Annotated in this window: 12 protein-coding genes; all 12 read right to left on the bottom strand. The window is 46.5% G+C overall.

What is annotated here, in order from left to right:
- Nucleotides 1-76: 76 nt before the first annotated feature.
- The 12 genes from NSQ58_RS13755 to panB all read right to left on the bottom strand — a co-directional run bounded on the left by NSQ58_RS13755 (nucleotide 77) and on the right by panB (nucleotide 13,252).
- The gene (locus NSQ58_RS13755) at nucleotides 77-1,273 is read right to left on the bottom strand and encodes an acetate/propionate family kinase (RefSeq protein WP_023989129.1); all 1,197 of its coding nucleotides are present in this window, start codon (nucleotides 1,271-1,273) and stop codon (nucleotides 77-79) included.
- Nucleotides 1,270-2,142 carry a 3-hydroxyacyl-CoA dehydrogenase family protein gene (locus NSQ58_RS13750; protein WP_023989130.1) on the bottom strand — a complete coding sequence of 291 codons (873 nt, stop codon included), beginning with the start codon at nucleotides 2,140-2,142 and terminating at the stop codon, nucleotides 1,270-1,272. Before NSQ58_RS13750 ends, NSQ58_RS13755 begins: the two co-directional genes overlap by 4 nt.
- Nucleotides 2,143-2,278: 136 nt before the next feature.
- Nucleotides 2,279-3,781 (bottom strand): AAA family ATPase, encoded by a 1,503-nt coding sequence (locus NSQ58_RS13745; protein ID WP_053325659.1) that lies wholly within the window; start codon nucleotides 3,779-3,781, stop codon nucleotides 2,279-2,281.
- Complete coding sequence (locus NSQ58_RS13740; RefSeq protein WP_053325660.1) at nucleotides 3,774-4,307, bottom strand: hypothetical protein; 534 nt, start codon at nucleotides 4,305-4,307, stop codon at nucleotides 3,774-3,776. Before NSQ58_RS13740 ends, NSQ58_RS13745 begins: the two co-directional genes overlap by 8 nt.
- Nucleotides 4,308-4,753: 446 nt before the next feature.
- Complete coding sequence (locus NSQ58_RS13735; RefSeq protein ID WP_076159301.1) at nucleotides 4,754-5,278, bottom strand: cell wall elongation regulator TseB-like domain-containing protein; 525 nt, start codon at nucleotides 5,276-5,278, stop codon at nucleotides 4,754-4,756.
- 37 nt (nucleotides 5,279-5,315) lie between these two features.
- Nucleotides 5,316-6,617 carry an amidohydrolase gene (locus tag NSQ58_RS13730; protein WP_053325662.1) on the bottom strand — a complete coding sequence of 434 codons (1,302 nt, stop codon included), beginning with the start codon at nucleotides 6,615-6,617 and terminating at the stop codon, nucleotides 5,316-5,318.
- Nucleotides 6,604-7,257 carry a redox-sensing transcriptional repressor Rex gene (locus tag NSQ58_RS13725; protein ID WP_013310684.1) on the bottom strand — a complete coding sequence of 218 codons (654 nt, stop codon included), beginning with the start codon at nucleotides 7,255-7,257 and terminating at the stop codon, nucleotides 6,604-6,606. Before NSQ58_RS13725 ends, NSQ58_RS13730 begins: the two co-directional genes overlap by 14 nt.
- A 44-nt stretch (nucleotides 7,258-7,301) precedes the next feature.
- Nucleotides 7,302-10,169: an ATP-dependent DNA helicase DinG gene (gene dinG, locus NSQ58_RS13720; RefSeq protein ID WP_053325663.1), complete on the bottom strand. Its 2,868-nt coding sequence runs from the start codon at nucleotides 10,167-10,169 to the stop codon at nucleotides 7,302-7,304.
- A gap of 157 nt (nucleotides 10,170-10,326) precedes the next feature.
- Nucleotides 10,327-10,959, bottom strand: coding sequence for a tetratricopeptide repeat protein (locus NSQ58_RS13715; RefSeq protein WP_023989137.1), 633 nt, complete (start codon nucleotides 10,957-10,959; stop codon nucleotides 10,327-10,329).
- Between the two features lie 82 nt (nucleotides 10,960-11,041).
- Complete coding sequence (gene panD / locus NSQ58_RS13710; RefSeq protein ID WP_013371641.1) at nucleotides 11,042-11,425, bottom strand: aspartate 1-decarboxylase; 384 nt, start codon at nucleotides 11,423-11,425, stop codon at nucleotides 11,042-11,044.
- Complete coding sequence (gene panC / locus NSQ58_RS13705; RefSeq protein WP_023989138.1) at nucleotides 11,418-12,356, bottom strand: pantoate--beta-alanine ligase; 939 nt, start codon at nucleotides 12,354-12,356, stop codon at nucleotides 11,418-11,420. Before panC ends, panD begins: the two co-directional genes overlap by 8 nt.
- Nucleotides 12,353-13,252 (bottom strand): 3-methyl-2-oxobutanoate hydroxymethyltransferase, encoded by a 900-nt coding sequence (gene panB / locus NSQ58_RS13700; protein WP_341057589.1) that lies wholly within the window; start codon nucleotides 13,250-13,252, stop codon nucleotides 12,353-12,355. The genes panC and panB overlap by 4 nt, the downstream gene beginning before the upstream one ends.
- Nucleotides 13,253-13,381 lie beyond the last annotated feature (129 nt).

The raw sequence follows: 13,381 nt of genomic DNA, 5'->3' as shown, positions 1-13,381 counted from the left end.
GTTTGCTCTCGCTGTTTGGTGCATGCGGAACTCAAACAATAGTCCGCATGCATAAAGTTTACACTTTCGAACCGAACTACTGAACCAGACGGAACGTGTCGCGGGCAATAACCAGTTCTTCGTTCGTTGGAATGATCAGTACTTCTACCTTTGAATTTGCAGTTGTAATCCGACGAGGCTCGCCAGAACGAATAGCATTCAACGATTCATCCAGCTCGATACCGAGGAATGTCAATTGCTCCAACACTCTCTTACGCAGAACAATGGAGTTCTCGCCTACACCTGCTGTAAATGCAATTACGTCTACCCCGTTCATTGCGGCAGCATACGATCCAATGTATTTGCGCAGACGGTATTCATACATTTCGAATGCCAATGTAGAATTAGCTTCGCCTTTTTCCATACCTTCTGTGATTTCACGCATGTCACTGCTGATACCAGAGATAGCTAAAAGTCCACTATGCTTGTTCAACATGGAATTGACTTCATTGACAGTCAATTCTTCTTTGTTCATGACATAAGGTACGATTGCTGGGTCCAAATCACCACTACGAGTACCCATCATAAGACCTTCCAATGGAGTCATACCCATGGAAGTATCAACAGACAAACCGCCTTGAACTGCTGTTACACTACCACCATTACCGATATGACAAGTGATAATCTTCAGGTCTTCCAAAGGACGACCAAGGAATTTGGCGGCTTCCTTACTTACAAAATCATGGGAAGTGCCGTGGGCACCGTAACGACGAACCTTATACTTATTGTACAACACTCTTGGAATGGCGTACATATAAGCTTTTTCAGGCATCGTTTGATGGAACGAGGTATCAAATACCACAACCTGTGGTACATCTGGCATATTCAATTCAGCCGCTTTAATCCCCATCATGGAAGCAGGGTTATGCAGTGGCGCCAGGTCAAACAAGCGACGGATTTCACTCTTCGCTTCAGGCGTTACAACTGCTGACTGTTTGAAGATTTCGCCTCCATGAACCACACGATGGCCCACAGCCTGAATTTCACTAGTACTGGAGATTACACCATGTTCAGCATCTGTGAGTACGTTCAGCACTTTACGGATGGCTGTAGTATGTTCCAAAATCTCGCTAACTTCAGTGTATTCTTCTTTATTGGTTGGCTTATGCGTCAGAATGGAGGAATCCATACCGATGCGCTCTACCAATCCTTTTGCCAGAACGGACTCGTCCGTCATATCATACAATTGGTATTTCAGGGAAGAACTCCCTGCATTGATTACGAGAATTTTCATATCCGGTCACCATCCTTGTCGTACTTAAAGAAGCCTTCGCCCGATTTCACGCCCAGATTACCTGCACGCACCATTTTCTTCAGTACGATGGACGGACGATATTTCAATTCGCCGAATTCACGGAACATACGCTCCAGAGCAGCCAAAACGGAATCCAGACCAAAGCGGTCAGCCATTTCCAAAGGGCCGCTTTGGAAGTTATATCCGATTCGCATAGCGTCATCGATATCATCAGCGGAAGCCACGCCTTCTTGAAGTACATGGGCCGCTTCGTTAATCAGCAGACAGATAATCCGGCTTGTTACGAATCCAGGAGATTCATAAATCATGACTCCTTTTTTCTCCACTATCTCTTCCACGAACATTTTAGTGTTTTCAAATGTATCGTCCGAAGTTTTCAAACCACGAATAATTTCTACAAGATCAATACGGGATACTGGATAAATAAAGTGCATACCAATAACACGCTCAGGATACTTGGTCGAGCTAGCAAGCTCGGTCAGGCTCAGCGTGGATGTATTACTTGCAAGAATAATATTGCTTGGACACACATGGTCTAGCTCTTGGAACACTGCTTTCTTCTCGTCCAGATTCTCTGTAATAGTCTCAATGACCATATCACAGCTGCCGAGCTCCGCTAAATGGATTACTTTTTGAATACGGGATAAGATCAATTTTTTCTCAGCTTGAGTAATTGCCCACTTTTCCAGTTGTTTGTCCAGACTCGTTTCAATCATATTGTAGGCGTAGTCTAGTTTCTCTGGTGTCTGCTCTACCAGCAGCACATCGATTCCTTTGGACGCGAGCATTTCAGAAATCCCCTGTCCCATAGTGCCGCCGCCGATGACGCCGATTTTTTTAAATTGCATGATTCTTTACTCCACCCTTTCCTGGTCACTCTCATATATTGTATCCTTCTTTGTCGAAAAATACATGTTTATGTCCCAATAGATAATAATATCTTAGCACGGACTAAAAGTAAAAAAAAATAACCAGCATAAAAAATTATGCTGGTAATAAAGCATTTTCACTAAATTGACATCTAAATTGGTCTCCAGACAGAGTTTCTTCCTTCATCAGGATGTCAAGTGAGTTGTCGAACACAGGACGATGCTTTTCCAGCAGCTCCAAAGTTCGGGTATGCAGGTCAGCCATAATCTCGCCATTTTCCCGCATGAGTTCTTCTTTGGTTACCATTTCCATGTTAATAATGCCAAGTGAAGTCAAACCGGAAGTCATCATCGTATGGACAATGTTCAACGCTTGCTCAAAATCATTACTTGAGCCGGTACTGCGACCGCCATAGTACATTTCTTCCGCCGTAGCCCCTGCGAGCGAGATCATAATTTGCTCCTCCAGGAACTGCTTGGTGTATAAATAATGCTCTTGCTGTGGATTGTGGCGCACATATCCAAGCGCTTTTCCACGAGGGCTGAGTGCTACCTGGCTTACGCTACCGGGACGAACAATTTCGGCCATAATAGCATGTCCTAGTTCATGAATCGCTACACGTTTTTTCTCTTCCAAGGTCGATTCCCGATCTGTCTTTTCACCCATCATCACTTTATCAATTGCCATCGACAGATGCTTCTGCGCAATCATTTTCTGATCCTGTCTCATCGCGTAGATTGCCGCTTCATTCATCACGCTCTCCAGCTGTGCGCCGGAAAACCCGTAAGATTCCTCAGCAATTTTGTCCAGATTCGCATCTTCCTGAATCGGTTTGTTTTTGGCATGAATTTTTAGAATATGAAGACGGCCCTTCTTGTCAGGCAGATCCACTTGAATATGACGGTCAAAACGCCCTGGACGCGTTAAGGCGCTGTCCAGCATTTCTTTACGGTTTGTTGCCGCAATGATCAAAATCCGCGGTGTATCTGCCGAATAAATACCATCCATTTCTGTCAGTAACTGATTCAAAGTCTGATCATATTCTCGTTGCTGTCCACCCTCACGTTTACCACCAATTACATCAATTTCGTCAATAAAAATAATTGCATTTTCCTTCTTTTCCTTGGATGCACGAGTACGCGCCTCCCGAAACAACTCACGGACACGACCTGCTCCAACACCAACGTACATTTCAACAAATTCACTACCTGAGGCTGCAACAAATACAGAATTAGTGTAGTGTGCCGCTGCCTTCGCCATCAGCGTTTTTCCTGTTCCCGGAGGACCAGTGAGCAAAACGCCTTTTAATGGACGGATACCAAACTTGGAAATTTCATCATGTCGATTCAAAAAATCCAGGGCCTCGCGCAGTTCCTGCTTAGCGCTTTCTTGCCCACCGATTTCCTCAAAAGTCAGCTTGTCCGGACCATTTTTTTTACGTTTACGCTCTTGCCCAGCACCTACGGCCAAACCGCCACGCGCATGCATAAGCATTAACAAGCCGCTGAACATCACGCCAGCAACCAGAAGAGGGATAATATTTACCCCAATAAAAACGAGAAATATAATGGTTACCGGCACAATGCCGATTAATATTTCCTTAATCCATCTAGGCATTAGGCCATACCCCCATTTGCTGAGATTGACGTGGCAAAACGATAAACTTGGTCGCTTTACCTTCGCTGAGTCGGATATAGACATTGTTCGAATCCATGTCGGTATCAGCTTTGATACCCGTCTTTTTCTTTTTCATCTGCTCAACTGTAGATGAAATTTGAGTATACTTTTTATTTTCCATCGCTTCGGCCACAGGAAACATAGCCTCAGACCACCATTGATTCAGTGCTGAATTGGAACGATCTGCGATATCCAACTTAATGGTGCGGCTGCCAATGATGGATTGTCCTTTTTGCTTAACCACATCGACCAATCTGGCCACATCCGCCTGCGGTTTGAGATCTAGTTTCAATACAACCTGATCCTGTTTAATATCTATTTGAGCGCTTGTCACGCCTGGATATTGAGATACCAGTTTTTCCAGAGGACTTTGCATTGTAACCTGACGGTAAATGAACCATCCCCCAAATAGCAGCAAAGCTGCCAAAACTGCCGCCACAACGATAGGAACTACACGCAATTTCAAACAACATCCTCCTCTCAAAATGTAAAACCCAGAAGAAACGGGACGAATGTCAACAAACAACCAAATTGCATGATCTTATAGTGATCAGCAATTCTTTTTTCTATCATTTTTGTCTATCACTTATAAAATATAGTATATCATAACGTATATCTAATATCGAAGGCAATGTGTGGAGGAGTTGTGATGAGGCAAAATCTTTGGTTATGGTGGAGGCGAGACGCTGCGTGTAGGATTTGATCTTACGATCGCTGTTGCCCGCCACAAAGATGAATTTGACCTAGGAGAGAAGATGGATAGGTAAAGATGCTTCACTGGCTTTCAGCCAGCTTTACGGCATAGCAAAACTAAAAGACGTAAATACGAATTTCATCGTATTTACGTCTTTTTCTTGAGCTTTTAATCATTTACTAGTCATTCATTCCACATTTGCCAATCCTCACACCAGCTCAGTTATTGGGCAAAGTATATTTCACACCCGTCGCTACCCCATCTGAGAAACGATAAAAGGTGTAGTAATGATGACTTCCATCATCGTAAAACAACTGCCACACATATTCGCCATTGAACACACTCGGCTGAAGCCTTACAATTTTTGCACCTGGAAGCTGCTGCTGAATTATTGCCGTCATTTTTTGCTCATCGACTCCGTTCTTCAGCAACTCGGTGTGAACACCGCTATTATCTGCGGCAGGTACGTTAGGTTGTCCTTCCACTTTTTGAAAAGGAACCCACACCATTATATTTTCATTCTGTGCATTTTTCCCTTGAACCACCCAATATACCTGATCCCACACAGACTTCCATGTTTGAGTCGTGCTAACCAGACCAGCTGATTGCTTGGCCTTAATGATAGCGGCATTTTTCTCAGCCACCTGGTCTTGAGTAACATAGGAATAATACCAGAAAATGCTGACCAGGATCAGTATCACGGCCAAAATGGCGACCGCTATCCATTTTTTCTTATTTTTCAAACCTGTGCTTCCTCTCTAAGGGGATGTGACACCTAAATTAGCGCGACAGCAGCCCTTCAAAGGCGGCTTGTGCCTCATGTTTGATACGTTCCTCGTCCATAGTCAGGCATTCGCCGTTTTTCACAACCTGGCGACCGTCTACCCACACATGAGCCACGTCCTTGGCGCTTGCAGAGTATACCGCATGGGAAATAAGATCTGTACGCGGCAAGAAATGTGCCTGATTCAGATCCAACGCGATAAAGTCAGCCTTGTTGCCCGCTGCCAACGCTCCTACTTCTTTTAAACCAATCGACTTTGCACCGTATTCTGTTGCCAGACGCAGCGCTTCACTTGCAGGAACTGCCGTAGGGTCACCGGATACACCCTTGTGAATAAGTGCCGCCAGACGCATTTCCTCGAACATATCCAGGTTATTATTGCTGGCAGGACCATCCGTTCCGAGAGAAACAGTAACCCCTGCACGCAGCAATTCAGGCACTCTTGCCACACCACTTGCCAGCTTCAAGTTGCTACCCGGATTATGCGAAACCGCTACACCACGTTCAGCCAGTAAAGCTATTTCTTCGTCGTTCAAATGAACGCCATGGGCAATAAGCGAAGGACGGGAGAAAAAGCCAAGCTTATCCAAATGTGCAACTGGACGCAAACCGTAGTCGCGTACGTTTTGCTCCACTTCGGCGATCGTCTCAGACATGTGCGTATGCAGTGGCAAGTCCAGATCATGCGCAGCTTGTACGAATTTTTCAATAAACGCAGGTGGACATGTGTATGGCGCGTGCGGAGACATCATCGTTGTAATACGCCCGTCTGCTTTACCATGCCAGTTACGCGCAAAAGTCACGGCCTCAGCCAGCTTGATTCGCTGTTCTTCTTCCGAGCAAAGTCCAATTGCTCCACGCATCAGACTTGCACGAATACCTGACTCTTCAGCTACACGAGCCACCTCATCCATATGATCGTACATATCCAGGAAGGTCGTTGTTCCACCTTTCAGCATTTCCAGCACAGACAAGGACGTACCCCAGTACACGTCCGTAGATGTAAACTTGGCTTCCATAGGCCACATTTTCTCCTGAAGCCATACTTGAAGTGCCAAGTCATCTCCATGCCCACGCAGCAGAGACATCGCCGCATGACCATGAGTATTAATCAGACCAGGTAAAAACAATAGCCCCTTACCATCGATCGCTTCCGTCTCTTCCTCACCCGCAGGCAAAGTTTCGCCAATATAAGTAATACGGCTATCCTCCACAATCATAAAACCATGGACTACCCCAGCTTCTGATCCATTTACGGCAAAAGAGCCGTTTTTAATCATCCATTTATTCACTGTCATATTGTGTTTCTTCCTTTCCGTCCTCCAAATAATAAGCGAGGCTAAGCAAATCAGTTGTAAAGTCTGTGGCATGAATCCGAATGTTGGCCGGTGCCTTGAGAGTAGTCGGTGCAAAGTTCAGGATCGCTCCAATTCCGCTCTCAATAAGCCTGTCAGCCACGTGCTGTGCTTCAAAATCAGGTACGGTAATAATCCCGATTCGAATGTTTTTTTCTTTCACAGTCGCTTCCAGTTCATCCATCGGTTGAACGACCAATGTATTGATCTTGGTCCCTACCTTATCCGGAAACGCATCAAATACTGCGACAATCTTCATATTGTCTTTTAAATAAGCGTTATAATTCGAAAGGGCTTGCCCCAGATTACCCGCACCGACCAATACGACATTAATTTGCTGGTCGATTTTCAGGATATGGCGTATTTTCTCAATTAGATAAGAAACATCATAACCGATACCCTTCCGACCAAAATCTCCAAAATAGGCGAGATCTTTACGGATTTGGGCCGGGTTCAAATCTAGCCTCTGTCCCAACTCTTGAGAAGAGACCGTAGCCACCTCCCGTTTGTGAAGTGCATTCAGATAACGTAAATATACGGGTAACCTCCGTACGACAGCCTCTGAAATTTTATCTGATTTCATACTTGCTCCCCCTAATTGTAACGAACATACTTAGTGTCCGTCCGTTATGCCTCTGTCTCCGGGGCGGATTGGAGCCATTCGGCGATGCGGGGCACCATTTGCTCCGATGGCATATGCTCCATTTTTGGTCCCGGTAACGAGTACAAAAAGTGCTTTCCGTAATAGGATTCGATCACACGCGTATCGTAAACGATAACGACCCCGTGGTCGCTCGCTGTACGTACTAACCGACCAAATCCCTGTTTGAAGCGAATGACCGCTTGTGGTACAGACAGCTTCATAAATGGATTCTTCTTCTGCTGCTGAAGCAGCTCGCTTTTTGCCTCCAGCAACGGGTGATTCGGCGGTTGAAACGGCAAGCGAACAATGGCCAGACAAGTCAGAGCCTTTCCTGGAATATCGACGCCTTCCCAGAAGCTGCTGGTTCCCAGCAATACAGAAGCTTTGGCTTCCTGAAAACGGCGGGTTAGCTTGCTGCGACTCCCACTGTCCACACCTTGTCCCAGCACAGTAATTTCGCTGGATGCTAAGGCCTCTTTGAGCGGCTCATACACTTGCCGGAGCATCCGATAGGAAGTAAACAGAACGAGCATTCTCCCCCGCGTCGCCTGAGCAGTCGCTCCTAGAGAGCTAACGAGCATATCTACAAAGTGTGCATCTCCTACACTGCCCTTCACGCTTGGGAAATCCCGTGGAATGACCAGCAACACCTGATCCCTGTAATTAAAGGGTGACGGGAGCTGCGAAGTCATCAGCCGCTCTTGATCTGCGGCCTCCTGCAAGCCGAGCTGATCGATCATGTACTGAAACGACTTATCTACCGATAAGGTAGCAGACGTCAGAATAATGCTTCTTTTTTTGTCAAAAAACATTTCTTTCAACTGGCGGCTCACATCGACGGGCACCGCATAAAATTGCAATGATTTACTACGGAATTGCCCACTCGCTTCGAGCCAGTATACGGTTGTTTCATCATCGAGTCGGATAAAAAAGCGCAAATTTTCTCGGATTCCCGCCAAATCCTTGAGCAGACCCGTGATATCTGTAATAAGGCTATCTGCCGCATAATCGTCATGTTCTTCCTTGACGTCCAGCATCAGCTTGTCGCCCTTACGCAAAATTTCGCTCATCGTTACATATAGCTGATTTTCCAAAGCACCCGCCTGATCCCACTTTGCAGGCTTGGCCGAAGGTTTGAGACGGGAAGAAAACTGTCCTGTTTCACCCGGTGTCGCATCGCTTCGCTCTGGCAACATGCCAAACAGCTTGTCGCTTAGCAGGTCCCAAGTTTCCTTAACCTCTAACACGAGCGGATACATCTGGTCGATGGTTGAAGCCCAATCCGCCGACTTCTCGTGCCCCGATTTTGCCAACTGTTGACGAAGTGAAGGCAGTTGTCCATTCTTGCTGTCTTTGAACAGTCGCGTCAGTGTATGCACGAGTGTGAAATATTTCATATGCATACCTAGGTGCTTACCAGCTACTTCCTCCAGGTGATGGGCTTCATCAATCACCAGATGTTCATAGCTCGGCAACAACTGGTGACTGGCTTTGACGTCTGTGAACAACTTAGAGTGATTCGTAATAACGACATCCGCTATCCCTGCTTCATGGCGTGCACGATGATAATAACATTTGCGGAACCATGGACAAGAACGACCAAGACAGGACTCTGAATCACTCGCCACCGTTTCCCAGAAATCCCCTCCACGGTTGCTCAGATTCAGTTCTTCATCATCACCGGTTTCTGTTAGCGTCAACCAGACGATCATCTGAGCCGCTGTAATTAAGTCTTCCTTCGGTGTCGCGAAGTCTCTTCTGTTTATTTTATGTTCAAACTTACGCAGACACAAATAATGTCCCCGACCCTTGAAAATAGCAGCCCGGAACGGAAACGGAATCACCTTGGTCAGCATAGGAATGTCGCGCTCGCGTAATTGCTCCTGCAGGTTGATCGTATGTGTACTTACCATAACGCGCTGTCCTTTTTTTACACTGTGATACAGCGATGGGAGCAAATAACCGAGAGACTTTCCTGTTCCTGTACCTGCTTCGATCAGCAGATGCTTGTCTTCACTCAGTGCCTGATTTACACCCTCAATCATCTGTATCTGCGCCTCGCGCTCCTCATATTGGCTCAAGGATGAACGCAAATTGTCCCGCACATCATCCATGTACTCCTCAAAGGAAACACCTGAAAGTGGATTCGGGTCATCTTCTCTACGCGGTGCAGCTAGCTCCGTCCAATCTTCCACTTTTAGCGCAAGCTGACGAAAAAACTGATGTCCCTCCAAATCCTGAATAGGATCAAGCTCTTTCTCTTCACGCACCCCATCAAGAAACCATCCAAGGTCACTGTCTTCCTCTGCAAACAAATCACTAAGCCGCTGTATCGTTATCAGAGGTAATGCTTGAAGCTCACCCAGACACTTTAAAAACACCTCAGCCGTAGCCAACGCGTCGCTGTCTGCTTGGTGAGGGCGATCATGCGCCAGCCCGAACTCAGAAGACACAAAACCCAACTGATACGAAGATAGCGATGGAAACATAATTTTCAGAAAATCCATTGTATCCAAGATTCTTCCGCTAAACGGTAAATATCCGCACCGATCCAGAGCGTTTTGCAAAAAATTAAAATCAAACGCCACATTATGACCGACCAGCACAACATCGTCCAGCATAGGCACGAGCTCCATCATCATTTCTTCAAGTGCAGGAGCATCCTTGACGTCATCGTCTGTAATTCCGGTCAATCCAGTGATAAAAGGTGGAATAGATCTGCCAGGGTTCACATAAGAGCCGTAAACACGGGAAATGCTGTTATCATGATCTATAATTGCAAGTCCGACTTGAATGATGTCATCCGCGGACTGGGTGCCTGTCGTTTCAAAATCCAATACCGCAAATTTCATTCGGGCTTAATCCTTTCTTATGACACTTACAAAAATAATAACTCTATATATTAGCATAGCAGAAGATCGCCTGTTTGGAAATTAAGACAGCCAAAAAAGACGATGCACACGCCGCCTGAGGAGGTGGGCATGCATCGTCTTACTCGGTGTCTGACAACTACATCCAGGTCATCATGGAGCTGTCGTATCGAAGCATTTCGGTACCGGACAAACAGGCTTCCATATTGTGCAGCGGCTCGGGTAACGCAGGATCGAACTGATGTGCGAGAGCAAAACATTTTTGCGCCTCCTCTACGTCAGCCTGCTTTGCCAACAGACAGCCTAGCGCATTATAGATGACCGCCTTTAGTCCTGCCTGCTCAGTCAGGTCCAGCACCTTCTGAAAATGGCATACAGCCTCTGCTGGATCATCCAGTTGAAAATAGGCCATTCCCATATACATGCGACTCTGCCAGCTGTTCGGAAAATGCTGTAGTACCTGCTCAAATTGTTGGATCGCCTCAGGGTACATAAGTAATCGATAATACCCTTGCCCCCGATTAAAAGCTGGCAGCTCTTTTTCAGGCAGCTCAGTGTCAGACATATCGGTCTCTGCGGAAAATCCGGCCGCACGCAAGCAAACCATTTTTTCCTCAAAGGCCAGCCACTCATCCATAATTCCGTCACTCATTCTCCGCAGCAGACTCCAGTGCTGTAGCAGCTCCTGCCTGCGGGAGCCCTGGGCTGATGGGTAATGCTTCACGATATCATCTAACATGCTGTTCATTTCTGCGAATACATGCTGGAACATGTGCATCCCGCCCTTATGAAAGATGGATTAATACACTCACATTTTTCGCTTAAAAGACGGGTTTCATCCGCACTCCCATTCATTACATGATCGTCGCGTGTACTTCTTTGTTCATCGTTTGGGCTGGTTTATTATGTTCATCAACAAATACCACTGTTGGTTTGTATGTTTTGGCCTCTTCATTCGACATGGAAGCATAGGAAATAATAATGACTGTATCACCAGGCTGCACCAAACGGGCTGCCGCACCGTTGAGACAGATCACTCCGCTCCCACGCGGTCCGGGGATAACATAGGTTTCCAGTCGAGCTCCATTGTTATTGTTTACAATTTGAACCTTTTCATTCTCCAACAGATCCGATGTCTCCATGAGATCTTCATCTATAGTGATACTCCCCACATAGTTCAGGTTAGCTTCCGTAACGGTAGCGCGGTGAATTTTGGATTTCATCATGGTTCTAAACATGGGAAAGCACCTCCGCCTTCTGTATTCTTATATTGTCAATCAGTCGGGTATTGCCAAATTTCACAGCCAGCGCTACGATGACGTCTTCCTGAACATCACATAGCCGTTGCTCGGGAAGAAGGGGCTCCAGACCGGGAAAAGTTAATATTTCAATGTAATCAATGTCTGCTAAAGGAGAGGAAGTAATGGTGGACTCCACCATTTGATGTAGCTGACGAATCGTAATTGTGTTTGTTACAATATCTTCGCTCACTTCTTGCACCTTACGCAGTGACTGGGACAGCACCAACGCCTGCTCGCGCTGTTCTGCACTTAAATACACATTACGGGAGCTGAGGGCCAAACCATCCGCCTCTCTGACGATGGGACAAGGTACGATAGTCACGTTCATATTGAGATCAGTCACCATCTGCTGGAGCACAGCAACCTGCTGCGCGTCCTTCATTCCAAAAAAGGCCAAATCAGGACCTATCATGTTAAAAAGCTTGGCTACCACCGTAGTCACACCATCAAAATGGCCGGGACGGGAGGCACCGCACAAGCGATCTGTCAAAGCGGATACACGAATTTTGGTTTGGGTTGGTTGTGGATACATTTCTGCTACAGTTGGCAAAAATACAATATCCACGCCCTCGCGCCGTGCTACCTCCAAATCACGAGCTTCATCGCGGGGGTAGCTTTCCAGATCTTCATTCGGTCCAAATTGAATCGGATTTACGAAAATGCTAAGCACCACCGTATCTGCCATTTCACGCGCCTTGTGCATCAAGCTCGCATGTCCTTCATGCAGGTATCCCATTGTTGGTACAAAGCCGACTTTATGTTGCTGTAAAGAAGCAGAATCGTTTATTGTTTTTGCTCCGTTTGTCCCAAGCTGCCGACGTTCAGCAATAATCTTGCGCAGCTGAGCCACTTCTCTTACGATGATCATGACCGAGATTCCACCTTTTCCTTAGCTTGTTCCTGTGTCTGTCCTTTTGCCTTACCGTATAGGGATTCCACAACGCGGTCATCCGCGCTGAACACATGCTCTGCGGCCGGAAATGCCCGCCCTTTCACATCACTCACATACTGCTCAATGCTGCTGCGGATCAAGCCGCCTACATCGGCATAGGTTTTAACAAAGCGTTTGCTGAAATAAGGCGATGCGTACTGAATCAGATCGTGATAAACAAGTACCTGACCGTCACATCCACGTCCAGCACCAATTCCAATGGTTGGAATGGAAAGCTCTTTAGAAATCGCTGTTGCCACTTCCTCAGTTACCAATTCCAGTACAACGCCAAAAGCACCCGCCTGCTCCAGCGTCTTGGCGTCCGCCATCAACCGGCGTGCGTCCGCTTCGTCCTTGCCTTGAATGCGATAGCCGCCAATTTGATTAACCGATTGCGGAGTAAGCCCGATATGTCCCAATACAGGCACACCTGCCTGAACAGTTGCTTTTACGACATCGGCAATTTCAGCTCCGCCCTCCAATTTAACAGCATGCACATGTCCTTCCTGCATCAGACGGCGGATGCCCTGAAGACTTTCTGATACGCTGCTGTGATATGTCATAAAAGGCATGTCCGCTACGATAAATGTATGTTCCGCGCCTCTTGCGACTGCCCGGGAATGGTACACGATATCATCCAAGGTTACAGGGATGGTTGAATCGTAACCAAGAACTACGTTACCCAGCGAGTCACCTACGAGAATCATGTCAATTCCCGCCTCCTCGGCTATTTTAGCCGATGGATAATCATAGGCGGTCAGCATACTGAGCGGAATGCCCTCTTGCTTCATTTTTTTCATTTTCACAATATTCAGTGCTTGTTTTCCTGCCATTGCGAATGGCTCCCTTCCATCTTTTTTTGGCACAAAAAATAACCTTTTATGAACGCCTGTACATCTGCGTCATCAAAAGGTCCGAACAGCCAAAAAAGACACTCATTTTGAGATCGTCCCTTCTGTCTC

The organism is Paenibacillus sp. FSL M7-0134, assembly GCF_038007865.1.
GTDB lineage: Bacteria > Bacillota > Bacilli > Paenibacillales > Paenibacillaceae > Paenibacillus > Paenibacillus polymyxa_B.
Note: the sequence above shows the minus strand (reverse complement) of the source record. Positions and strands in the feature narration are given on the sequence as shown.